The sequence below is a fragment of the Streptomyces sp. NBC_01635 genome, from assembly GCF_045209715.1.
In the GTDB taxonomy this organism is placed as follows: domain Bacteria; phylum Actinomycetota; class Actinomycetes; order Streptomycetales; family Streptomycetaceae; genus Streptomyces; species Streptomyces hirsutus.
This window is the reverse complement of the sequence record NZ_CP109277.1, coordinates 5,463,539-5,486,420: the sequence shown is the minus strand read 5'-3', so window position 1 is coordinate 5,486,420 and position 22,882 is coordinate 5,463,539. Positions and strand designations below refer to the sequence as shown.

General features: G+C 72.8%; 23 protein-coding genes and 2 pseudogenes. 5 read left to right on the top strand and 20 right to left on the bottom strand.

Annotated elements, in window-relative coordinates; all coding sequences use genetic code 11:
• The first annotated feature begins 21 nt into the window (after positions 1-21).
• Positions 22-933, top strand: coding sequence for a hypothetical protein (locus tag OHB56_RS25720; protein ID WP_326754303.1), 912 nt, complete (start codon positions 22-24; stop codon positions 931-933).
• 221 nt (positions 934-1,154) lie between these two features.
• Here OHB56_RS25720 and groL read toward each other — a convergent pair whose 3' ends face one another.
• From groL to OHB56_RS25700, 4 genes are all read right to left on the bottom strand, one after another.
• A complete protein-coding gene (groL, locus tag OHB56_RS25715; RefSeq protein WP_326754302.1) occupies positions 1,155-2,774 on the bottom strand; it encodes a chaperonin GroEL in 1,620 nt (539 codons plus the stop codon).
• Positions 2,775-2,891: 117 nt separating this feature from the next.
• Positions 2,892-3,200 carry a co-chaperone GroES gene (gene groES / locus OHB56_RS25710; protein ID WP_055572073.1) on the bottom strand — a complete coding sequence of 103 codons (309 nt, stop codon included), beginning with the start codon at positions 3,198-3,200 and terminating at the stop codon, positions 2,892-2,894.
• Positions 3,201-3,570: 370 nt separating this feature from the next.
• On the bottom strand, positions 3,571-4,416 hold the full coding sequence (locus tag OHB56_RS25705; RefSeq protein ID WP_406359216.1) for a polysaccharide deacetylase family protein: 846 nt from the start codon (positions 4,414-4,416) through the stop codon (positions 3,571-3,573).
• The gene (locus OHB56_RS25700; RefSeq protein ID WP_326754300.1) at positions 4,416-5,312 is read right to left on the bottom strand and encodes a polysaccharide deacetylase family protein; all 897 of its coding nucleotides are present in this window, start codon (positions 5,310-5,312) and stop codon (positions 4,416-4,418) included. The genes OHB56_RS25705 and OHB56_RS25700 overlap by 1 nt, the downstream gene beginning before the upstream one ends.
• Positions 5,313-5,469: 157 nt before the next feature.
• Between OHB56_RS25700 and OHB56_RS25695 the strand changes: the two genes are divergently transcribed.
• On the top strand, positions 5,470-6,744 hold the full coding sequence (locus tag OHB56_RS25695; protein ID WP_406355832.1) for a THUMP-like domain-containing protein: 1,275 nt from the start codon (positions 5,470-5,472) through the stop codon (positions 6,742-6,744).
• 36 nt (positions 6,745-6,780) lie between these two features.
• Here OHB56_RS25695 and OHB56_RS25690 read toward each other — a convergent pair whose 3' ends face one another.
• The 4 genes from OHB56_RS25690 to OHB56_RS25675 form a co-directional block, all read right to left on the bottom strand.
• Entirely contained in the window at positions 6,781-8,055 is a 1,275-nt protein-coding gene (locus OHB56_RS25690) for an RNA polymerase sigma factor (protein ID WP_326754299.1), read from the bottom strand.
• Positions 8,056-8,127: 72 nt separating this feature from the next.
• A complete protein-coding gene (locus tag OHB56_RS25685) occupies positions 8,128-8,484 on the bottom strand; it encodes a YciI family protein (protein ID WP_055627598.1) in 357 nt (118 codons plus the stop codon).
• A 158-nt stretch (positions 8,485-8,642) separates the two neighbouring features.
• Positions 8,643-9,683 (bottom strand): LCP family protein, encoded by a 1,041-nt coding sequence (locus OHB56_RS25680; protein ID WP_406355830.1) that lies wholly within the window; start codon positions 9,681-9,683, stop codon positions 8,643-8,645.
• 415 nt (positions 9,684-10,098) lie between these two features.
• The gene (locus OHB56_RS25675) at positions 10,099-11,157 is read right to left on the bottom strand and encodes a LacI family DNA-binding transcriptional regulator (protein ID WP_326754297.1); all 1,059 of its coding nucleotides are present in this window, start codon (positions 11,155-11,157) and stop codon (positions 10,099-10,101) included.
• 179 nt (positions 11,158-11,336) lie between these two features.
• Between OHB56_RS25675 and OHB56_RS25670 the strand changes: the two are divergent.
• Positions 11,337-11,642, top strand: a pseudogene (locus tag OHB56_RS25670) (glycosyl hydrolase); the annotation flags it as partial.
• A pseudogene (locus OHB56_RS25665) lies at positions 11,638-11,706 on the top strand (hypothetical protein); the annotation flags it as partial. The pseudogenes OHB56_RS25670 and OHB56_RS25665, both read left to right, overlap by 5 nt.
• Positions 11,707-11,921: 215 nt before the next feature.
• Here OHB56_RS25665 and OHB56_RS25660 read toward each other — a convergent pair.
• Genes OHB56_RS25660 through tsaB form a run of 4 tightly spaced genes read right to left on the bottom strand, consistent with a single transcriptional unit; the run spans position 11,922 to position 14,574 of the window.
• Positions 11,922-12,191, bottom strand: a complete 270-nt coding sequence (locus OHB56_RS25660) for a hypothetical protein (RefSeq protein WP_055627602.1) — start codon at positions 12,189-12,191, stop codon at positions 11,922-11,924.
• A complete protein-coding gene (gene tsaD, locus OHB56_RS25655; protein ID WP_326754296.1) occupies positions 12,188-13,297 on the bottom strand; it encodes a tRNA (adenosine(37)-N6)-threonylcarbamoyltransferase complex transferase subunit TsaD in 1,110 nt (369 codons plus the stop codon). The genes OHB56_RS25660 and tsaD overlap by 4 nt, the downstream gene beginning before the upstream one ends.
• A 60-nt stretch (positions 13,298-13,357) precedes the next feature.
• Positions 13,358-13,882: a ribosomal protein S18-alanine N-acetyltransferase gene (gene rimI / locus OHB56_RS25650; protein ID WP_406359215.1), complete on the bottom strand. Its 525-nt coding sequence runs from the start codon at positions 13,880-13,882 to the stop codon at positions 13,358-13,360.
• Positions 13,883-13,920: 38 nt separating this feature from the next.
• A complete protein-coding gene (tsaB, locus tag OHB56_RS25645; RefSeq protein WP_406355828.1) occupies positions 13,921-14,574 on the bottom strand; it encodes a tRNA (adenosine(37)-N6)-threonylcarbamoyltransferase complex dimerization subunit type 1 TsaB in 654 nt (217 codons plus the stop codon).
• Positions 14,575-14,791: 217 nt separating this feature from the next.
• Here tsaB and OHB56_RS25640 point away from each other — a divergent pair, with 217 nt between their 5' ends.
• Positions 14,792-15,346: a hypothetical protein gene (locus OHB56_RS25640; RefSeq protein WP_406359214.1), complete on the top strand. Its 555-nt coding sequence runs from the start codon at positions 14,792-14,794 to the stop codon at positions 15,344-15,346.
• A 92-nt stretch (positions 15,347-15,438) separates the two neighbouring features.
• Here the strand turns inward: OHB56_RS25640 and OHB56_RS25635 are convergent, their stop codons facing one another.
• The 8 genes from OHB56_RS25635 to OHB56_RS25600 form a co-directional block, all read right to left on the bottom strand.
• Positions 15,439-15,624, bottom strand: a complete 186-nt coding sequence (locus OHB56_RS25635; protein ID WP_406355826.1) for a hypothetical protein — start codon at positions 15,622-15,624, stop codon at positions 15,439-15,441.
• 180 nt (positions 15,625-15,804) lie between these two features.
• Positions 15,805-16,314 carry a tRNA (adenosine(37)-N6)-threonylcarbamoyltransferase complex ATPase subunit type 1 TsaE gene (gene tsaE, locus OHB56_RS25630; protein ID WP_107098498.1) on the bottom strand — a complete coding sequence of 170 codons (510 nt, stop codon included), beginning with the start codon at positions 16,312-16,314 and terminating at the stop codon, positions 15,805-15,807.
• 88 nt (positions 16,315-16,402) lie between these two features.
• Entirely contained in the window at positions 16,403-17,635 is a 1,233-nt protein-coding gene (locus OHB56_RS25625) for an alpha/beta fold hydrolase (RefSeq protein ID WP_406355824.1), read from the bottom strand.
• Positions 17,636-17,756: 121 nt separating this feature from the next.
• Positions 17,757-18,959, bottom strand: a complete 1,203-nt coding sequence (gene alr / locus OHB56_RS25620; RefSeq protein ID WP_406355823.1) for an alanine racemase — start codon at positions 18,957-18,959, stop codon at positions 17,757-17,759.
• Between the two features lie 142 nt (positions 18,960-19,101).
• Positions 19,102-20,616, bottom strand: coding sequence for an NAD(P)H-hydrate dehydratase (locus OHB56_RS25615; RefSeq protein WP_326754290.1), 1,515 nt, complete (start codon positions 20,614-20,616; stop codon positions 19,102-19,104).
• A gap of 154 nt (positions 20,617-20,770) precedes the next feature.
• The gene (locus OHB56_RS25610; RefSeq protein ID WP_406355822.1) at positions 20,771-21,973 is read right to left on the bottom strand and encodes an RNA-guided endonuclease InsQ/TnpB family protein; all 1,203 of its coding nucleotides are present in this window, start codon (positions 21,971-21,973) and stop codon (positions 20,771-20,773) included.
• Between the two features lie 174 nt (positions 21,974-22,147).
• Positions 22,148-22,318 (bottom strand): hypothetical protein, encoded by a 171-nt coding sequence (locus OHB56_RS25605; protein ID WP_406355820.1) that lies wholly within the window; start codon positions 22,316-22,318, stop codon positions 22,148-22,150.
• A gap of 10 nt (positions 22,319-22,328) precedes the next feature.
• Positions 22,329-22,700 (bottom strand): holo-ACP synthase, encoded by a 372-nt coding sequence (locus OHB56_RS25600; RefSeq protein WP_326754287.1) that lies wholly within the window; start codon positions 22,698-22,700, stop codon positions 22,329-22,331.
• Positions 22,701-22,882 lie beyond the last annotated feature (182 nt).

Genomic DNA, 22,882 nt, shown 5'->3' with positions numbered 1-22,882 from the left:
GTCTCTGCAGGGGGTACATTCATGAAACTCACCGCGCCCAGACGCGTCCTCGGCCGTGCCACCGCCGTCCTCGCACTGGCCCTGGGCCTCGCCACCGGCTCCACCGGCCTGCTGCCCGGGACCGAGGCGCACGCGCAGCCGGCCGCCGAGGGCTCCTTCGGCTTCAGCGGCGACGAGGACGACTGGGTCAGTGGCGGCCGGTCCTACGCCTACTCGACCTCGTCCCAGGACCGCCTGAACGTTTCCGCCGACACCGCGAACAACACCGTCTCCCTCTCCGTGGACGGAGCCAACGGCGACTGGTGGTACCTCAACCTCGCCGCCCCCTCCGGCACGGCCCTCGCGCCGGGCACGTACACCGGAGCCACCCGCCACCCCTTCAACGAGCCGACCGAACCCGGCCTCTCCCTCAGCGGCAACGGCCGCGGCTGCAACACCCTCACCGGCGAATTCACCGTCGACGCAGTGGAGTTCGGTCCGCAGGGATACGTGAAGAAGCTCGACGCCACCTTCGTACAACACTGCGAGGGAGGCTCCACCGCCGCCCGCGGTGAGGTGCACATCGACAACCCGCCCCCGCCGGCCGAGCTCGGCCTCGGTCTCGCCGTCGCGCTGAACGGCACCGCGAGCACCCTCAACGGCAAAGCCACCCTCCACGGCACGGTGAGCTGCAACAAGCCCGTCCAGGTGAACGTGGCCGGGGACGTCACCCAGGTGAAGAGGCAGAACCTCATCCGCGGCTCGTACTCCACGTCGGTGTCCTGCGTTCCGGGCGCACCGGTCGCCTGGACCGCGACGGCCACGCCCACCGGATCCGTACCGTTCCAGAGCGGCAACGTGGAGGTCGAGGCGCGGGCGACGGGCACGGACCCGGACTACGACAAGCCGGTGACGGTCACGGAGACGACGGCGGTCCGCCTGACCCGCGCCTGACCCGCGCTCGCGCACCCCGCGTCCGGGCCCCCGCCGGCCGAGGCGGGGGCCCGGGTGCGTCAGCCGCCGTCCTCGCGGCCCGGTCGGCAGAGGAGGGCGTGCGAGGTCCGGCGGAGCGGGTCCGGTTCCTGCTGCGGCGGAGCGGCTGACGGGCCGGACGACGGCGAAGGGTCCGGCACCGTACGGTGCCGGACCCTTCGGGTTCCCTACGAGCGGGTCACTCAGTGGGCGTGACCGTGCCCACCGGCGGCCGGCTCCTCCTCTTCCTTCTTCTCGACGACCAGGGTCTCGGTCGTCAGGAGGAGGGAGGCGATGGAGGCGGCGTTCTCCAGGGCGGAGCGGGTGACCTTGACCGGGTCGATGACGCCGGACTTGACCAGGTCGCCGTACTCGCCGGTGGCGGCGTTGTAGCCGTTGCCCTTCTCGAGCTCGGCGACCTTGGAGACGATGACGTAGCCCTCGAGGCCGGCGTTCTCGGCGATCCAGCGCAGCGGCTCGACGGCGGCGCGGCGGACGACCGCGACACCGGTGGCCTCGTCGCCGGTCTTGCCGAGGTTGCCCTCGAGGACCTTGACGGCGTGGACGAGCGCGGAGCCACCACCGGAGACGATGCCCTCCTCGACCGCGGCGCGGGTCGCGGAGATGGCGTCCTCCAGACGGTGCTTCTTCTCCTTCAGCTCCACCTCGGTGGCGGCGCCGACCTTGATGACGCACACGCCGCCGGCGAGCTTCGCGAGGCGCTCCTGGAGCTTCTCGCGGTCCCAGTCGGAGTCCGTGGACTCGATCTCGGCCTTGATCTGGCCGATGCGACCGGTCACGTCCTCCTTCTTGCCGCCGCCGTCGACGATCGTGGTGTCGTCCTTGGTGACGGTGACGCGGCGGGCGGAGCCCAGCACGTCCAGGCCGACCTGGTCGAGCTTGAGGCCGACCTCCTCGGAGACGACCGTGGCGCCGGTGAGGGCGGCCATGTCCTGCAGCATCGCCTTGCGGCGGTCACCGAAGCCGGGGGCCTTGACCGCGACGGCGTTGAACGTGCCGCGGATCTTGTTGACGACCAGGGTCGACAGGGCCTCGCCCTCGACGTCCTCGGCGATGATCAGCAGCGGCTTGGAGGAGTTGGCCTGGATGACCTTCTCCAGCAGCGGCAGCAGCTCGGCGATGGAGCCGACCTTGCCCTGCGTGATGAGGATGTACGGGTCGTCCAGGACGGCTTCCATGCGCTCCTGGTCCGTCACGAAGTACGGCGACAGGTAGCCCTTGTCGAAGGCCATGCCCTCGGTGAAGTCCAGCTCCAGACCGAAGGTGTTGGACTCCTCGACGGTGATGACACCGTCCTTGCCGACCTTGTCCATCGCCTCGGCGATGAGCTCGCCGACCTGCTGGTCCTGGGCGGACAGCCCGGCGACGGCGGCGATGTCGGACTTCTCGTCGATCGGCCGGGCCGAGGCGAGCAGGTCCTCGGAGACGGCGGCGACGGCGGCGTCGATGCCCTTCTTGAGGGCGGCCGGGGAGGCGCCGGCGGCGACGTTGCGCAGGCCCTCGCGGACCAGGGCCTGGGCCAGCACGGTCGCGGTGGTCGTACCGTCACCCGCGATGTCGTTGGTCTTGGTCGCCACCTCCTTGACCAGCTGGGCACCGAGGTTCTCGAACGGGTCCTCGACCTCGACCTCGCGGGCGATCGTGACACCGTCGTTGGTGATGGTGGGGGCGCCGAACTTCTTGTCGATGACGACGTTGCGGCCCCGGGGGCCGATCGTCACCTTCACCGTGTCGGCAAGCTTGTTGACGCCGCGCTCAAGGGCGCGACGGGCGTCCTCGTCGAACTTCAGGATCTTCGCCATGGCTGCGGGAGCCCTCTCGGAAATCTGGGGTGAGAAAACACTGCGCCCCGGGCGCCCGGCTCAGTAAGCGTGTCGGGACCAGGGGCGCAGTTCGGAGCAAATCTGCTACGAGGTGACTTACTTCTCGATGATCGCGAGAACGTCGCGAGCCGAGAGGACGAGGTACTCCTCGCCGTTGTACTTCACCTCGGTGCCGCCGTACTTGCTGTACAGCACGATGTCGCCGACGTTCACGTCGAGTTCGACGCGCTTGCCGTCCTCGATCCGGCCGGGACCGGTGGCCAGGACAACGCCCTCCTGGGGCTTCTCCTTGGCCGTGTCCGGAATGACCAGGCCCGAAGCCGTGGTCTGCTCGGCGTCGAGCGGCTGGACCACAATGCGGTCCTCGAGCGGCTTGATGGCAACCTTGGAGCTGGCGGTCGTCACGATCCGACCTCCCCCTTCGGAGATCTCACGGGGTTAACTGTCTGAGGTGGCGACCAGGTGGATCCGTCGTCGCGGGTGCCGGACCTGCCCGTCGCTGTGTTGGCACTCTCCAGGGGGGAGTGCCAGAACCGAGACTATGACCGCGATTAGCACTCGGTCAAGCGGAGTGCCAATTCACTGCGTGGCGTCGCCGAGGTTTCCGGGTACGCCAGTCCGAGAAGTCGGCCTGTGTTCGAGTGCTCGTCCCCTGGGAGTCGCCGTCCCCGGACCCCCCTTCCGGCCCGAACGGTCTCGCCCTCGATCTCCCCGAGCTCCACGCGCAGGGGCACCCCCGGACGGGCCCGTTCGCCGGACGTGGTGACGGGTCCGTTCACCGGACGTAGTCCTCCAGCCTCCCGACCCTCAGCCCCTGCTCCTCCAGTTCGCGCAGCAAACGCGTCGTCCGTTCCGCAAGGGTCAGCGGCGGGGTCTCGCCCGCGGGGACGGAGATGATGTCACCGGGAGCCAGGCGGTGGGCGCCGCGGACATACGTGAGGGTGCCGTCGCCCTCCAGGGTGACCCGCCAGAGCACGACCGCCGCGATGCCGCAGTCGGCGGCGGCCCGGAGGGTCGTGGCGTCGTACGCGCCGTAGGGCGGGCGGAACAGGTGGGGGCGGATGCCGAAGCGGGACGTGAGCTTGCGCTGCTGGCCGCAGATCTCGGCGCGTTGACCGGCGTAGGGCAGGCCGCGCAGGGCGGGGTGGTCGAGGGTGTGGTTCTGCAGGCTCGCGCCGACCGAGCGCAGCCGGGCGAAGTGGCCGTAGCCGGGTCCCACCACGCTGTCCGTGAGGAACATGCTGACGGGGAGGCGGCGCCGGCGTACGAGGTCGATGAGGCGGGGGTCGCGTTCGGCGCCGTCGTCGTAGGTCAGGAAGACGACCTTGTCCCGGGTCGGGACGCGGTCGACGACGGGCGGACCGCCGGGGCCACGGCGGCTCTGATCAGAGCCGCCCTGATCCGGGCGGCCGGGCGACCGGCCGGTGCCGTCCCCAGCACCCTCCCCCTCCCTCTCCCCCGCCTCGGCCTCTTGAGCCGTCGGGCCCGCGACCGGCCGCCCGCCCGACGGTCCGCAGCCGGCCAGCGCCGCCGGAAGGGCGAGACCCGCCACCAGGAGAACCGCCGTGGCCGCCCCCCGCCGGACCCGCCGGACCCACCGGACCCACCGGACCCACCGGATCACAAGTAGTCCTCCAGGCGCCCCACCGCGTATCCCTCGGCCGTGACCTTGTCCAGGAAGCGGCGGATCATGTCGGGCATGGTGCCCTCCCATGCGCCGCGGCCCCGGAAGTGGGAGAGGACGATGTCGCCGGGGCGCAACTTCCTGTCCCACTCGCGGTACTCCCAGCGGTCGACGAAGACCTCTTCGTTCCACAGCAGGGCGTACTCGATGCCGCAGGCCTTCGCCGCGCGCAGGGTGTCCTTGTTGTAGTTGCCGAACGGCGGGCGGAAGAGGACGGGGCGCTCGCCGTACCGCTCCTCGATGACGTCCTGCATGCCGCAGATCTCGCGCTTCTGGCCGGCGTAGGACAGGCCCGGCAGGTACGGGTGGCTCAGGGTGTGGTTGTTCAGGCCGACGCCCCGGTCCTGCATCTCCCCGAAGTAGCCGTAGTCGTCCTTGATGACGTAGTCGCTGAGGAACGCGGTGTACGGGATCTTCAGCTCGTCCATCATGCGCAGGAAGGCGGGGTCCTTCTCGGCACCGTCGTCGATGGTGAGGAAGACGACCTTCTCCTCGGTGGGGACGGTGGTGAAGACCGGGGGGAGGCCCAGTCTCCGGTGGCCGTCGACCTCGAAGCCCTTACGGGTGGTGATCCCGGGTTTCTTCTCCGGCGCGGGCGGGGCGGTCAGGGGTACCTGCTTGAGCCCCCAGCGCTTCGCGACGGCCGCGCGCGCGGCGTGCGCGGCGCGCAGTTCGGGGGTGTGGGAGTCGAGTGCGCGGGCCGAGGTCGACTGGAAGGGCTGCTGCCCGCCCGCGGGCGGGACGGCGTTGGGGCCGCCCTTCCCCTCCTGGCCGCAGCCCGCGGCGAGAGGGGCGAGGGTCGCGAGGGCGAGTACGGCGACACCGGCCCGCACGCCACCCAGCGACCACCTTTTATCGTTTTGTCCTACTACTCGCATGGGGTCGGATCATGGCAGTCCTCCGCCCCGGTCCCGGCCCGACACCGCGGTCGGCGGCACACCGTCCACCGACTGGCCGACACCGGACCCGCGCCTGGCCCACAATGAGCCGGTGAACGACCGCACCGCGCCCCCCGCCCAGCCCTCCTCGCAGCCCTTCGACGCCTCGCCCCTCGCCCTGCTCCTCACCCCCGAGGGCCGCGCCCTCCTCGACGAGGTGCGCGACACCGACCCGGCCCGGGAACTCGCCGTCGCCACCCGGCTGCGCCGTGAGCATCCGGCGGAGCTGGTGTCCGCGGCGCTCGGCCAGGCCCGGCTGCGGCAGCGGGCGGCGGCGAAGTTCGGGGCCGAGGACGCCGGGCGGATGTTCTTCACACCGAACGGGGTCGAGCAGTCGACCCGGGCGAGCGTGGCAGAGTACCGGGCGGAGCGGCTGAAGGAGCTGGGGGTGACCTCGGTGGCCGACCTGTGCTGCGGGATCGGCGGGGACGCGATCGCGCTGGCCCGCGCCGGAATCCGGGTGCTCGCGGTGGACCGGGACCCGCTGACCGCGGCGGCGGCCCGTGCGAACGCGGACGCGCTGGGCCTGGCCGCGCTGATCGAGGTACGGGAGGCCGATGTCACGAAGGTGGACACGACCGGTTACGACGCCGTCTTCGTCGACCCGGCCCGGCGCGGCGGCCGGGGCCGCATCTTCGACCCCGAGGCCTACTCGCCCCCGTTGTCCTGGGCGATCGAGGCGGCCCGCGGGGCGCCCCTCGCCGCTGCCCTGAAGGTCGCGCCGGGCATCCCGCACGAGGCCGTCCCCGATGACGCGGAGGCCGAGTGGATCTCGGACGGCGGGGACGTGAAGGAGGCGGTGCTGTGGTTCGGCGCCCGGCGCGCGGCCGCCCCCGCGCGGTCGAGCCCCGAACCGGGTCCTGAACCGGGCCCCGGCGCGGTACGCGCGACCCTGCTGCCCGGCCCCCGCACACTGCTCTCCCGCGGCCTGCCCGACCCGGCGGTGCGTCCGCCCGGCCGGTACCTGTACGAGCCCGACGGCGCCGTCATCCGCGCGCATCTCGTCGCCGAGGTCGCGCAGGACCTCGACGGGGGGCTGATCGACGCGACCATCGCGTACATCACCGCCGACGAGCACCGCCGGACGCCCTACGCCACCGCCTACGAGATCACCGACCGGCTCCCCTTCAACGTCAAGAAGCTGAAGGCGCTGCTGCGTGAGCGTCAGGTCGGCATCCTGACCGTCAAGAAGCGCGGCTCGGCGGTGGAACCGGAGGAACTCCGCCGCAAGGCCCTCCCCAAACCGAACGGCCCCGCATCCGTCACCGTCTTCCTCACCCGCGTCGCCGGCGCCCCGACGATGCTGCTGGGCCATCCGGTGCGCTGACCTTCGGACCGGAAGGCGCCTCCCGCGGAGAGCCCCTCAGGCTCCCGGGGCCCCCGCCCGTCGCAGCAGCATCTCCCGTTCCCGCTCGTTCCCGGTCAGGGACGCCGCCCGGGTGAACTCGGCGCAGGCCTCCTCGGTGCGGCCGAGGCGGGCCAGCAGGTCTCCTCGGACGCTCGGCAGGAGGTGGTAGTCCCGGAGTGCCGGTACGCCGGTCAGGGCGTCGACGAGGGGGAGGGCGGCGGCGGGGCCGTCGGCCATGGAGACGGCGACCGCGCGGTTGAGTTCGACGACCGGGGACGGGGCGCGGGCGGCGAGGAGACCGTAGAGGGCGGCGATGCGGCGCCAGTCGGTGTCCTCGTAGCGGTACGCGTGTGCGTGACAGGCGGCGATGGCGGCCTGAAGGGTGTACGGGCCCGGGGCGCCGCTCGACGCCGCGTCGGCGCGGGTGAGGGCGGTGATGCCGCGGGCGATGAGCAGGCGGTTCCAGCGGGCCCGGTTCTGGTCCTTGAGCAGCACCGCTTCGCCGGCCGGGCCGGTGCGGGCGGCGGCCCGGGACGTCTGGAACTCCAGCAGTGCGGTGAGGCCGTGGACCTCGGGTTCCTCGGGCATCAGCCCGGACAGCACGCGGGCCAGGCGCAGGGCGTCCTCGCACAGGCCGGGGCGCAGCCAGTCGTCGCCCGCGGTGGCCGCGTACCCCTCGTTGAAGATCAGGTAGATGACGTCGAGGACCGAGCCGAGGCGGGCCTCGCGGTCGGGGCCGTAGGGCACCTCGAAGGCGACGTTCCTCGTCGCGAGGGTCCGCTTCGCGCGCACGATGCGCTGGGCCACCGTCGGTTCCGGGACCAGGAACGCGCGGGCGATCTCGGCCGTGGTCAGACCGCCGAGCAGGCGCAGGGTGAGGGCGATACGGGCCTCGGCGGACAGGGCCGGGTGGCAGGCGGTGAAGACGAGCCGGAGCAGGTCGTCGTCGATGCCGTCGGGGTCGGCGAGGTCCGCGGGATCCTCCGGCGGGGCGACGGCCGAGGGGTCCCGGCCGATCTCGGCGAGCTTGCGGGCGTAGTTCTCGCGGCGCCGGATCAGGTCGACGGCACGGTTCCTGGCGGTGGTCATGAGCCAGGCGCCCGGGTTGTCGGGCACGCCGTCCCTCGGCCACTGCTCCAGCGCGGCGACGAGGGCGTCCTGCGCCAGCTCCTCCGCGATACCGACGTCCCGGACGAGGCGGGCCACGCCGGCGATCACCCGCGGGTACTCCAGGCGGAAGACGGTCTCGACGGACCGGTGCGTCCGGGCGGGGGTGGGCTGCGATGTCACAGCCCACCATCAGACACCCGTGCGGCACCGGTGCCAAGCAGCGGCCCGGCCGCCGGTTCGCTCCGTCGCCGGTCAGCCCTCCGCGATCTCGCGCACCTCGCAGGTCACCGTCCAGTGCTCCTCGTGCACCTTCAGGAACCGCTCGGCCCACTCGATCGCCTCGGCCGAGTCCTTGGCCTGCATCAGCGCGTAGCCCCCGATGACCTCCTTGGACTCGGTGAACGGCCCGTCGGTCGTCGACAGCCGTCCGCCCTCATAGTGCACGCGGGTGCCCTGGGCCGTCGGGGTCAGCCCGGCGGTGTCCAGCAGGACCCCGGCCTTCGTCATCTCCTCGATCAGCTCGCCCATCCGCTGCATCAGTTCGGGGCTGGGCCCCTCCGCGGGCGCGTTGGACTCGTCGATCCGGATCAGGGAGAGAAAGCGCGGCATGGTGACTCCTCGTGGCGTGGTGCGTTGCGGCGTTCGCCGTACGGGCCGGGTCCTTCCCGGCCTCTCACCCCTGCGTCGAACGGGCGACGCCGGAATCGACACGCTCCCCGGATTTCCCCGGACTTTCTTCCGGCGCACGGCGGTGACCCGCCGGCGGGTCACCGCAGCGACGCCCACAACTCCTCCGCCTCCGGCTGGTCCGCCACCACCCGGTTGGAGTCCCAGGGAGCCGGGAGCACCGGCATCGTGAGGGTGGTGACCGCGGACGACGACAGGCCCTGCAGGCTCTGGGCGAAGCGAGTCAGCTCGGTCAGCGAGTCCAGGCCGGTGTCGGTCGTGAGGCTGCTGGTGAGCGCGTCGGCGACCTCGTACAGCTTCACGGGGTCGGTCAGCAGGCTCTGCTTCCCGATCCGATCCAGCAGCGCCTTCACCAGCGTGTGCTGGAGTCCTATGCGGCCGAGGTCGCTGCTGTCCCCGATGCCGTACCTCGTGCGGGCCAGCGCGAGGGCCTCGGTGCCGTCCAGGTGGTGGGTGCCCGCTTCGAGGTTCAGCCGGCTCCGGTCGTCGTCGATGTCCTCGTCCGTGGTGACGGTGACGCCGCCGAGCGCGTCGACCAGACGGGCGAAGCCGGTGAAGTCGATCTCGACGTAGTGGTCCATGCGGACGTCCGTGAGCAGCTCGGCCGTCTTCACCGCGCACACCGGCCCGCCCACCTCGTACGCGCTGTTGAACATCGCGTGGGACGCCGGTCGCGTCGACCCGCCGTCCGGCAGCGGGCAGGCCGGACGGTCGACCAGGGTGTCGCGCGGGATGCTGACCACGGTCGCGGCGGTCCGGCCGGCGTCGAGGTGGACGACCATGGCCGTGTCGGAACGGGCCCCGCCGCTGTCGCCCCCGCCGAGTGCCCGGTTCTCCCCGCCACTGCGCGAGTCCGAACCCAGCACCAGGATGTTGAGGGACCCCGTCGGCAGGGGCGAGGCCGAGGCGGACGCCGAAGCACCCTGGTCAAAGGCGGTTCCCCTGGCCGGACGGTCGTCGCCCAGGGCGCTGTCGATGTCGACGCTCGTGATGTTGTCGCCGAGCTGCCAGTACGCCCAGCCGGCCGCCCCGGCGCCCAGTACCAGCGCGCCCGCCAGAGCGAGGCCGGCGATCTTCAGCGCCCGCGCCCGGCGGTCCGGGCGCCGCCACCTCGCCGACACGCCGGTCTCCGGGGTCGGCCGCGTGCCAGGTTCTGCGTCCGGTTCTGTATCCGGCTCTGTCTCCGGCTCTGTCTCCGGTTCCGTCTCCGGTTCCGTCTCCGGCCGTATGTCCGCGTCTTCGGACGAGTCCGAAGACGCGTCGCGTCCGGCCCCGTCGTGCCCTTCACCATGGCCTGCGTCTCGGCCCTTGTGTCCCGTCACAGACAGGAACGTAAGTCCGAATTATGACAACTGGCTCCTCCCAGACCGTTTTCTCGTGAAGTTCTCAGACTTCACAGCCCGGACTCACCCCGAGAACCGCCGAATCGACGGCCAGGCAGCGGGCACCGCGCAAGCAGCACCGGGTCAAAACTTTCGAACCTTCGGCGACTCCCTTCGGGCACGGCCCGACCGGCGCCCGGAAGCCCGCGAACCGTCAGCCTCCGGCCGGCGGCGGCGCCGTGCTGCTGCGCACCACCAGGCTCGTCGCCAGTTCCACCCGGGACGCGACCGCCGCGGCGTTCTCCCCCTTGCCGAGGTCGAGCACCAGCCTGGCCGCCGCCTCCGCCATCTCCGTCAGCGGCTGCCGTACGGTCGTCAGCGGCGGCCCCACCCAACGGGCCACCGGCAGGTCGTCGAATCCGACCACGCTCAGGTCCTCGGGAATCCGCAGACCCAGCTCACGCGCGGCCTCGTAGAGCCCGAGCGCCTGGAGGTCGTTGCCGGTGAAGACCGCGGTGGGCCGGTCGGGACGGCGCAGCAGGGCGAGGCCCTGGCGGTAACCGGTCTCGTGGTGGAAGTCGCCGGTCATGATCAGTCCGGGGTCCACCGGAAGCCCGCCGGTCTCCAGCGCGGCCCGGTAACCGCCGATGCGGGCGCGGCTGCACATCATCTGCGAGGGCCCGCTGATCGCCCCGATCCTGGTGTGCCCCAGCTCGACCAGATGCCGGGTGGCGGCGAGTCCGCCCTGCCAGTTGGTCGCACCGATGGAGGGCACGTCGGTACCGGGGTCACCGGCCGGGTCCATCACCACGAACGGGATGGAGCGACTGGTGAGCAGCGCCCGCCCGGACTCGTCGAGGCCGGACAGGACGAGGATCACCCCGTGCGGGCGGCGGGCGGCGACCTGGTCGGCCCAGGTCCGCCCCGGGGTGAGCCGCCCCGCGCTCTCGGAGAGCACCACGCTCAGCCCCGCGTCCCTCGCCACGTTCTCCACGCCCCGGATGACCTCCATCGCCCAGGCGCTCTCGAGTTCGTGGAAGACCAGGTCGATCAGGGGGGAACGGGTGGCCTCGGCGCGCCGTCGCCGGTAACCGTGGGCCCGCAGCAGGTCCTCGACCCGGCTGCGGGTGGCGGGGGCGACATCGGCACGGCCGTTGAGGACCTTCGAAACAGTCGGTGCCGAGACACCGGCCTCGCGGGCGATCTCGGCAAGGGTCGCAGTCTGCGCGCTGCGCCCTCGCGTCCGGGTTTCGGCGGGCTGCGAGGAAGTCATGGCCGCGATCGTATCCCTGCGGGACCCCTTGACGAAGTATTCCTTGCGCCACAAGTTCCCGGAACATTCGATATATATTCCGAAACATTCGGAACTCCCGGCCGCAGACCCGGCCTCACTTCCGTCACCGCGTCGAGAACCTTTGCGAGAGGGCCCGCCGTCCACCCGACAGGAGCTTCATGGTCACCGCGCCCTGGCGTGACCCCGCCCTGCCCGCCGCAGCCCGTGTCGACGACCTGCTCGCCCGGACGACCCTGGAGGAGAAGACCGCCCAGCTGTACGGGGTACGGGTGGGCGCGGACACGGACGGCGAGGGCTTCGCCCCCCTCCCTCCACCAGCACGACATGACCTCCGACTAAGACTGGGACGAGCTGATCGCCCTCGGCCTCGGCCGGCTCACCCGCCCCTTCGGCACGGCCCCGTCGACCCGGGTCTCGGCACGCAGGCGCCGGCCCGCGCCCAGCGCCGGATCGCGGCGCGTGGAGCTGACGCCGGGTGCGGCGGCCCGGGTGACCTTCCGCTTCCACCCGGACCTCTCGGCGTTCACCGACCGCTCGGGCCGGCGCGTGGTCGAACCCGGCGCCCTGGAACTGCGGTTGGCGGCCTCCACCACGGACGTACGCCACACGGCCCGCCTCACCCTCACCGGCCCCTCCGCGAACTCGGTCCCGACCGGCGGCTGGTGTGCGGGACGGAGATGTCGGAGGTGCCGGAGGAGCTGTGACGGGTGGCGACGGACAGGGGCAGGGGCGGCGAGGGACCGTCAGCCCGTCGCCACCGACTCGAAGCGCCACCGATGCACCGCGCGAGTGACCAGATCCCCGTCCGGCTCGGGGAGTTCGGGCAGGTCGGCGTCGTACGGAGCGTCCCACCAGGTGATGACGAGGACCCGGTCCTGCGGGGCGCGGAAGGTCTCCCGGCGCACGGGGGCGGGATCGGCGGGCAGTCCCCGCACCTGCTCCCCGGCCCAGGCGAGCAGCTCCTCGCCCCGGCCGGACACGGCCCGCGCCTCCCACATCAACGCGACGGTCACGAGTACAGGTTCTCCTTGCTGACCTCGTGCACGTGATCGTGGTCATGGGTGTGGGCGTGCGAGTGGCCCGGCACGTGCGGTTCCGTCACCGGGAGGGACGAGTCCGCGGACAGGTCCCAGTCGGAAGCCGCCCGGTTGCGGGCGACCATCTCGGCGCCCAGGGCGGCCACCATCGCACCGTTGTCCGTGCACAGCTTGGGGCGCGGCACGCGCAGCCGGATGCCCGCCGCCTCGCAGCGTTCCCGGGCCAGCGCCCGCAGCCGCGTGTTGGCGGCCACTCCGCCGCCGATCATCAGATGGTCGACGCCCTCGTCCTTGCAGGCACGTACGGCCTTGCGGGTGAGCACGTCCACGACCGCCTCCTGGAAGGAGGCCGACACGTCACGCACCGGGACCTCCTCCCCCGCCGCCCGCTTGGCCTCGATCCAGCGGGCCACAGCCGTCTTCAGACCGGAGAAGGAGAAGTCGTACGCGGGGTCGCGCGGCCCGGTCAGTCCGCGCGGGAACGCGATCGCGGACGGGTCGCCCTCGCGCGCGTACCGGTCGATGACCGGACCGCCGGGGAAACCGAGGTTCAGCACGCGCGCGATCTTGTCGAAGGCCTCGCCGGCCGCGTCGTCGATGGTGGCGCCCATCGGACGGACGTCGGAGGTGATGTCCGAGGAGAGCAGCAGCGAGGAGTGGCCGCCGGAGACCAGCAGCGCCATCGTCGGCTCGGGGAGCGGCCCGTGCTCCAGCTGGTCGACGCAGATGTGCGAGGCGAGGTGGTTGACGCCGTACAGGGGCTTACCGAGGGCGTAGGCGTACGCCTTCGCCGCCGAGACGCCGACCAGCAGCGCACCGGCGAGACCCGGACCGGCGGTGACGGCGATGCCGTCCAGGTCCCGGGCGCTCACCCCCGCCTCCTTCAGCGCGCGGCCGATGGTGGGGACCATCGCCTCCAGGTGGGCGCGCGAGGCGACCTCGGGGACGACACCGCCGAAGCGGGCGTGCTCGTCGACGCTGGAGGCGACGGCGTCCGCCAGCAGGGTGGTCCCCCGGACGACGCCGACACCGGTCTCGTCGCAGGAGGTCTCGATCCCCAGTACCAGGGGTTCGTCAGCCATGGGTCTCGGTTCCTTCTACGCCGTTCACTGGGATCGCGGGGTTCACGGGGCTTCCGGGGTTCACGGGGTCTCCGGGGTTCGCCGGATCGCCGGATCGACGGAGGTGGACGGGTCGGTCAGCCGCATCACCAGGGCGTCCACGTTCCCCGGCTGGTAGTAGCCCTTCCTGACGCCGATGGTCTCGAAGCCGAAGCGCTCGTACAGCCTCTGGGCCCGGACGTTGTCGATCCGGCACTCCAGCAGCACCTCGGCGCACTCGAACGCGGTCGCCGCCCGCAGCAGCTCCGTCAGCAGCCGCGAGCCGAGGCCGGTGCCCCAGTGGCCCCGGCTGACGGCGATCGTCTGGACGTCGGCCACTCCGGTCGCCTCGCCCGTTCCCTCCTCGCCGTCGGCCGCCGTACCGGCGGAGGTGAGGCCCGCGTATCCGACGAGACGGCCGTCCTCCTCGGCGACCACGTAACGGCGGGTCGCCGCGGGACCGCGCGCATGGGCCAGCTCGGACCAGAACATCCCCCGTGACCAGGCGTCCTCGGGGAACAGCTCACGCTCGAGCTGGAACACTCGTTCGATATCCCACCAGCGCATCTCGCGCAGCGTGACCTTCTCGGACCCTGTCACTTGTGTCACTTGGGGGTGACCACCTTGTAGTTCTTGGGGACCTGGGCATCGGGCCGGCGCAGGTACAGCGGCCGGGGCGCGGGCAGTTCCACGCCGGCCGCCAGCCGCTCGGCGGCCAGCCGGGCGAGGGCGGCGGCGGTCACGTACTCGGGCTCGTGGGCCCGGGGGAAGGTCTCGGGGTACAGCAGCGCACCGGCGCCGACGGCGGGCAGCCCCGCGACCCGACCGGCGATGTCGGCGGGCCGGTCGACGGCGGGGTCGGTGAGGCGGGTACGGGAGTCGGCGTACCGCGCCCAGTAGACCTCCTTGCGGCGGGCGTCGGTCGCCACGACGAAGGGGCCCTCCAGATCGGCGGCGTACGCGAGGCCGTCCAGCGTGCACACCCCGTGCACGGGGACGCCGAGCGCGAGCCCGAAGGCGTCCGCGGTCATCAGGCCGACCCTCAGCCCGGTGTACGGTCCGGGGCCGATGCCGACGACGATCCCGGTAAGGGCGTCCACCTTCAGACCGGCCTCGGCGAGCACCCGGTCGATCGCCGGGAGCAGCAACTCGCCGTGGCGGCGGGCGTCCACCTGGCTCGACGAGGCGACGACGTCGTCGCCGTCGTGCAGCGCGACGGTGACGGCAGGGGTGGCGGTATCCAGAGCGAGCAGGAGCACACAAACAGCCTACGGCTCCCCGCACCCCGTGTCGGACGGCCCGGTCGAACGCTCACGTACTGCTACCGTCACGTCGACGCGTGCACACTCCGGACGATTCCGGACGATCCCGAACGATCGCCACCGGGGCGGTGGCGACGGCGGTGACGGCGGTGACGACGCGGGAGCGGGTGCGACGGGACACGGCGGGCCGGGACGGGACAGAGGGGTGACAGCGGTGGCGGGCAACAGCTCGGCGATCGTGGCGGGACTGACCGCGGCGGCCCTCCTGACGGTCGGCGTCCTCGGCTACCAGGCGTCGGCGAAGGCACCGGCCGCTGCGCACACCGCCCGCACGGACACCGCGCGGACCGCCCTGCAGGCGGACCGGGACAAGGACTCCCCCGGCGCTCCGCCCGAGGGCTCCGGCCAGGGCTCCCGGGTCGTCTACGCCCTGGGCGTCGACCGGGTGTGGCTGGTCGAGAAGGACGGCAAGGTCCGTCGCACCTTCTCGGTCGACCCCAGCACGGTAAACCCGGAACCGGGCACCTACCGGGTCACCTCCCGCTCGAAGAACATCATGGGATCGGACGGCATCCCCGTCGAAAACGTCGTCCGCTTCGCGATCAACGACGGCACGGCGATCGGTTTCAGCGCGGCGGTCGACGGATCGGCCCTGACACCGGCACCGGACCCGGAGCTCCACACCGGCGGCATCCGCGAAACCCGGGCGGACGGCGAGGCCATGTGGAGGTTCGCCACCATCGGCCGCAAGGTCGTCGTCGTACGGTAGCCGCGACGTCGCCCGCGACCTGCCGACCGCGGCCGCGCCCCCGCTCCACGGCCCATGGGCGCATGACGCACGACCACGGCGGCGGGCCCGGATCAGGCGGCCTCGCGATGGCCGTTGCTCGGCTCGGCGAGCCGGGGCCGCGGGCGCGGTTCGGGAGCGCGGGGCGGGGTGGAGATCGCGGCGGCGGCCGCGCCGGCCGCCAGCAGGTCGCGCATCGACACCCCGGCGAACGACTGCGGCCGCGCCTCGGTCCTGCGAGAGCTCTCGGTGGGCGGCATGGACGCCTCCTGGGGCCGGGGGCGGACGTAGTTAGGTAGACCTAACTACGAGCTGGATACCATGTGACCACGCCCGGGACACCAAATGCAAGATTTTACCGACACCTTGTCGGAACGCAGGGAGAACGGACACCACGGGCCCAGGGCGCCGCCCACCCCGCTCAGGCCGGGACGACGCGCTCAGGCCGACAGTGCGCTCAGGTCCGTGCCCGCCCAGCGGTCGCCCAGACCGGTCAGCGTCACGTGCCGGACCTCGTCCGTGGTGTCGCCGACCGCGCGGTGGATGACGATCTGGAGCCGGTCGTCGGTCAGCTCCTCGAGCCTGCCCTCGCCCCACTCCACGACGATCACCGACTCGGGCAGCGAGACGTCGAGATCGAGGTCCTCCATCTCGTCCAGTCCGCCCGACAGCCGGTACGCGTCGACGTGGACCAGCGGCGGCCCGTCCCCCAGGGACGGGTGCACACGGGCGATCACGAAGGTCGGGGAGGTGACGGCGCCCCGCACCCCGAGCCCCTCGCCGAGCCCACGGGTCAGCGTGGTCTTGCCCGCCCCCAGCTCGCCGGTGAGCATCACGAGGTCGCCGGCGCGCAGCAGCTTGGCGAGGGCACGGCCCAGGTCCCGCATCCGGTCGGGGGAACCGACGACCAGCCGGACGGACGGGAGGGACGCTGCGACTTCTTCCATCATCACTCACTCGCAGTAGTACATGGGCCGCACCCCGCGAGGGGGCGGTTCGGGCGGGACCCCGGCCGAGAAGGGCCGGCATCCGTCTCCGTCAGGAGGAGGCGGGGTCACAGCCACCCACGGTAGTCGTGGCGGGCACCGCCCCGGTGCGGGCGAGCAGATCGGCGAGACGGTCGGTGACCACCTCCGGATGCTCCAGGATGACCAGGTGCCCGGCGTCCGGCACCAGCACCAGTTCGGCGTCCGGCAGCAGCCCGGCGATGGCCTCGCTGTGCTCGCTGGGCGTGATCAGGTCCTTCACCCCGGCCAGCACGAGCACCGGGAGACCGGCGAAGTGGGCGAGGGCCTCGGTCTTGTCGTGCTCGTTGAACGCCGGGTAGTACTCGGCGACGACGTCGATCGGGGTGGACTCGATCATCCGCTCGGCGAACCGGGCGACGGCCGGGTCGACGTCCCGGGCCGCGAACGAGTACCGCTTGATGATCCCGGCGAACAGGTCCGCAGTGGCCCGGCGCCCCTTCTCCACCAGCTCGGCCCGCTGCCCCAGCGCCTTCAGCACCCCCGGCAGCACCCGCCGCACCGCGTTGACCCCGGCCACGGGCAGCCCGAAATTGACCTCGCCCAGCCGTCCCGGCGACGTACCGACGAGGGCGACGCCGACGACCCGTTCGCGGATCAGCTCGGGGTACCGGTCGGCGAGGGCCATCACCGTCATCCCGCCCATGGAGTGCCCGACCAGCACGATCGGCCCCTCGGGCGCGGCGGCGTCGATGACGGCCTTGAGGTCCTGCCCCAGCTGGCCGATGGTGACCGGCTCGCCCCGCTCGGCCTGGGCCGCGCCCCGCCCGGAACGGCCGTGGCTGCGCTGGTCCCAGTACACGGCCCGTACGACGCCCCTGAGCGCGGCCCGCTGGAAGTGCCAGGAGTCCTGGCCGAGGCAGTAACCGTGGCTGAAGACGACGGTGACGGGGGCGGGCGGCTTGCGGCCGAACAGCCGGCGGCGGCGCGCGGGTTCGGCGTCCGGGTCCGGGTCGTCGACCTCGTAGTACAGCTCGGTGCCGTCCTCGGCGTACGCCTTGCCGGGGGTGCCGCGCAGCGAGCCGTACGGTCCGGTGGAGTCGAGGGCGAGCCTGGCCTTCTTGCGTATGCCCCGGCCGACGGTCATCCGCTCCATGGCGACCCCGGCGGCGGCACCCGTGGCGAGCACGCCTATCGCGACGCCGGCGATGCCGGTCGCCCGGCGCCAGCCGTTGGACGCTTCGGCGACGGAGGCGGCAGCCGTCGTGACGGCGGTGTTGACGGCCTCCACTCTGCTCTCGCTCACGTACTGGCTCCTCTGCCGTTCCTCATGCGGGTGCGGTCGGACGAGCGTACGGACGTACGAACGTTCCGGCGTACCGCTTCGTCATGTCGCCGTGCCGTCGCGCCATCGCATCGCCGTGCCGTCACGCACTCACGTATCTCACGCCGTTCACGTCGTTCACGTCGTTCACATAAACGCGCGGGACGCGGGTTCCGATCCGGGTGACGATCTCGTACCCGATGGTGCCCGCAGCCTGCGCCCAGTCCTCGACGGTGGGCTCGCCGCGGTCGCCGGGGCCGAAGAGGACCACTTCGGCGCCCTCCCCGGGTTCGTCCCCGCCCAGGTCGACGGTGAACTGGTCCATCGCGATCCGCCCCGCGACCGTGCGCCACTTGCCCTCGATCAGCACCGGTCCGGCGGAGGAGGCGTGCCGCGGGATGCCGTCCGCGTAGCCGAGCGGGACCAGGCCGAGGGTGGTGGCGCCCGGGGTGACGTAGTGGTGGCCGTACCCGACGCCCTCTCCCCCCGGGACGTGCTTCACCAGGGCGAGGGAGGCGGTCAGGGTCATCACCTGGCGCAGTCCGAAGTCGGCGGGGGTGCCGATCTCGGGGCTGGGCGAGACGCCGTAGAGCGCGATGCCGCACCGGACGAGGTCGAAGTGGCTCTCGGGGAGGGTGAGGGTGGCGGCCGAGTTGGCGATGTGCCGGACCTCGGGGTCGACGCCCTGCGCCTCGGCCTGCGCCACCATCTCCCGGAACCGGGTGAGCTGGGCGTCGACGGAGGGGTGCCCCGGCTCGTCGGCGGCGGCGAGGTGCGACCACAGGCCGACGACGCGCAGCAGCCCGTCGGCCTCGGCGCGCAGCGCCCCGGCGATCAGCTCGGCCCAGTCCCCGGGCACGCAGCCGCCCCGCCCGAGGCCGGTGTCGGCCTTGAGGTGGACCCGTGCGGGCCGTCCGGCGTCACGCGCGGCCGCGGTGACCTCCTCCAGCGCCCACATGCCGCTGACGCCGACGTCGAGGTCGGCCTCGATCGCCTCCCGCCACGGCCCGCCGGGCGTCCACAGCCAGCACATGACGCGCACGTCGGCGGGGATCCCGGCGCCGGGCGCGCGCAGCGCCAGCGCCTCCTGCGGGGTGGCCGTGCCGAGCCAGGACGCCCCGGCCTCGACGGCCGCCCGCGCGCAGGCGAGGGCGCCGTGCCCGTAGGCGTCCGCCTTGACCACGGTCATGAGGGCGGCCCCGGACGCGTGGGCGCGCAGGCTCCGCACATTGGCGCGCAGCGCGCCCAGATCGATCTCGGCACGGGCCCTGAGGGTCGCCTTGCGCGCAGCATCGTTCTCGTTCATGGTGCCTCAGTCTCTCAAAGCGGTACGACGCCTCACCGGGAGTGGTACGACCAGGACCGCCGCGGTCGGATGATACGACGCCGCCCGCGGCCGGCGCCCGGCCCGGACCCCACGCGCTGCCCGGGTGCGGAATCCGGCGGTCTCACCCGCGCGTGACGTCCCGCCACGCCCCCGGGATCGCCTCCGCCACGTCGTGCGCCCCCACCGGCGCGCCGTCCGCCGCGCGACGTCCCGCGAGCCCGTGCAGGTAGGCCGCCGCGCTGCCGGCGTCCCGGGCCGGCAGGCCCGCCGCCAGCAGCGAGCCCGCCAGGCCGGACAGGACGTCCCCGCTCCCGGCCGTGGCCAGCCAGGACGTCCCGGTCGGGTTCACCCGTACCGCGGTACCTTTTCCGTCCGCGCTCCCGTTCCCCGGGTCGGCGACCAGCGTCGTGGAGCCCTTGAGCAGCACGGTCGCCCCGTACCGTGCGGCCAGTTCACGCGCCGCGGCCAGCCGGCCGGCCTCGACCTCCTCGCGCTCCACGCCGAGCAGCGCGGCGGCCTCTCCGGCGTGCGGGGTCAGCAGCGTCGGTGCGGAGCGGGCCCGTACGGCCGAGGCGTCGGCCAGCCGCAGGCCGTCCGCGTCGATCAGCACCGGGACGTCCGCCGCCAGCACCTCCGCCACCGGGCCTGCGTCGTCCCCGGCCCCCGGCCCGACGACCCACGCCTGCACCCGCCCGGCGTGCTTCGGCCCCCGGTCGGACACCAGCGTCTCGGGGAAGCGGGCGATCACGTCCCGCGCGGCGGGACCGGCGTACCGTACGGCCCCGGCACCACCCCGCAGCGCACCGGCGACCGCGAGCACGGCGGCTCCGGGGTAGCGGGCCGACCCCGCGGCGACCCCGACGACACCGCGCCGGTACTTGTCGCTCTCCGCGCCCGGCACCGGCAGCAGCCGGGCCACGTCGGCGTGCTGGAGCGCCTCGAGTTCCGGCTCGGCGGGCAGGTCGAGACCGATGCCGACGAGCCGCACCGACCCCGCGTACTCCCGCGCCGGGTCGACGAGCAGCCCCGGCTTGTGCGTCCCGAAGGTCACCGTGAGGTCGGCCCGCAGCGCGGTGCCGCGCACCTCGCCGGTGTCCGCGTCGACGCCGCTCGGCAGGTCGACGGCGACGACCGTGGCACCGGAGCGTTCGGCGGCCTCGGCGAGCGGGACCGCCTCCGGGCGCAGTCCGCCCGTGCCGCCGATTCCGACGATGCCGTCCACAACGAGATCGGCCCGCCGGACCGCCGCGACGGCAGCGGTCCCCGTGCCGGCATCGGCGTCGGCGTCGGCACCGGTGATCTCCACGGTCCGGCCGCCCGCCCGGCGCAGTGCCGCGAGCCCGGCGGCATGGGCGCGCTCCGGCGCGAGCAGCACCGCCGTGACGCCCGCGCCGCGCCGGGCCAGCCGGGCGCCAGCGTAGAGGGCGTCGCCGCCGTTGTCCCCGCTGCCGACCAGCAGGACGACCCTGCTGCCGTAGACCCGGCCGCGGCTCCGGCCGTCGCCCCGCCCGAGCAGGTCCGCACAGGCCGCGGCGAGCCCGGCGGCGGCGCGCTGCATCAGCGCCCCCTCCGGCAGCCGCGCCATCAGGTCCCGCTCCGCCGCCCTGACCGTCTCCACGCCGTACGCAGTCCGCATACGTCCGAGTGTCCCGCACGGAACGGCCCGACCGCCGCTCGCCGGAGGCCGTCCCGCAGCCCGGAAGCCGGTCGAAAGCTGTCGAAGCCCGCGCGTCCGTCGAGAACTGCTACAACTTGAATGCTCTCCCTCGTGAACGAGGGAGATTCCTGGCTCACGCTGCTTGTTCGCTCGGCGAGCGATCGAGTCTTACGCGATCAACACCAGCCGGGTCCAGACCTGCCCGGAGAAGCATCACGCGGGCGGAGTTCTTGTCCCGGGGGGAGACGGCTCCGCACGCGGTGCAGGTGTAAGTACGTTCCGACAGCGGCAGTGCGTGCTTGGCTCTCGCTCCGCACCGGGCGCAGTCCATGGTGGTGTGCGCGGGATGCACCAGGCGCACGTCGCGCCCGTGCTTGCGGCCCATCTCGAGCAGGGCCCGCTTGGTGGCGCCGATCGCCGCGTCCGCGGCCTTGCGGGCCATGGATGTGCGGGCGAGAAACTTCGGGCGGAAGTCCTCCACCGCGATCACGTCATGCTCGCGCACAACCCTCTTGGCCCACTTGCGGGCGGCGTCCTGCCGCTGCCGGGCGATCCTCGTGTACGCCTTCGCCCGCAGCCGCTTCGCCTCCCGGTAGCCCCGCGAGGCGGCCTGCCCCCTGGCGGGTTCACGGCGGGCCATCATCCGGTCGTAATGGGTCAGCTTCTCCTTGGCGTTGTGGCCGTGCCGGGCGTGCGGGAGATCGTGGGCGTCGCTGGTGGTGGTCGCCGTCTCCGTGACGCCCCAGTCGATCCCGATCACCGCACCGGCCGAAGGGAGCGGCTGCACCGCGGCGGGGACGACGAAGGAGGCGTACCAGTGGCCGAGGCTGTCGCGATGGACCCGCACGCTCGACGGCTCGTCCGGCAGCGCACGCGACCACACCACCCCCACCACGATGCCGCCCGCGAGGTGCAGGCGCCCGCCCTTGAGCCGGAAACCACGCCGCGTGTAGTTCAGCGTCGGCCGCGACACACGCTTCCTTTTATGCTTCGGCAGACCCGCCCGCCGCCCGAGCGGCAGACGGTCCGTGATGTCCTTGAGGGCCTTCGCCCGGGCCTTGGCGAAGTCGCGGATGACCTGCTGCTGCACCACCGAGGAGCCCGCCGTCAACCAGGGCGTGACCGCACGGGCCCCGGTCAGCATCTTGTCCAGCCGGGCGGGACCGCAGGACTCCCCGTCCTGGTGGTCCTTCTTCGCGCGCGCCACGCACTCGTTCCACACCCACCGGCAGCGATCCCACTCGGCCTCCAACGCCACCCGCGCAGTCGACGACACACGCAGCCGGTAGGTATAACGGGCCCACCCGACCGCTTCTGCGACCGTCCTTGCCTGCACTATGCCTTCACCCTTCCCGATCCCTCTAGGTTGCCAACGGGAACGGCGTGGCCTCCCGAGCCCTCCAGTGAGACGGTATGCGCGACCGCCGCACATCGGTGCCCCGATCACACGGACACCACCCGGGCCAGCGACCGCGGGGAACACAAGCTCCCATTCCGCACGCCCGGCCGGTCACCGGCGCCGCCGCCCGCGCCCCGACCGACGGGCCATCCGCACCATGCGCACCACCGTGAACACCACCACGAGCAGAGCGGCGACGGCGAGAAGTGCCTCTCCCCACACCGGCAGCCGGTCCCCGACTCCGGGAAAGCCCAGCGCCCTGTACCGCTCCACGTCCGTCACCCGCCCTCGTTCACCCCTCGGCGACGACGACCGCCGACGCCACCCCGGCGTCATGGCTGAGCGAGACGTGCCAGGACCGCACGCCCAGCTCCTCGGCCCGCGCCGCCACCGTCCCCTTCACCCGCAGCCGTGGCTGCCCGCTGTCCTCGCAGTACACCTCGGCGTCGGTCCAGTACAGGCCGCCGGGCGCGCCGAGCGCCTTGGCCAGCGCCTCCTTGGCCGCGAACCGCGCCGCCAGCGAGGCGATCCCCCGCCGCTCCCCACTGGGCAACAGCAACTCGCTGTCCACGAACAGCCGCCGCGCGAGGCCGGGCGTCCGCTCCAACGACGCCGCGAACCGCTCGATCTCGGCCACGTCGATCCCGACTCCGATGATGCTCATGCGCAGCACCTTACGAGCCCGTCCCCGGGCGCGGACGTCGGGCAGGTTCCCGTTCCTCTCCCCACCCATGCCGGTTCACCCTCCCGACGCATCGGCACCATGTCGGTGGCGGGCCTTGCAGTGCGTCAGAAACCGCGCGGGAACACAGGGAGAGCAGAAGCCGCGACTCATGAGCCGCACCG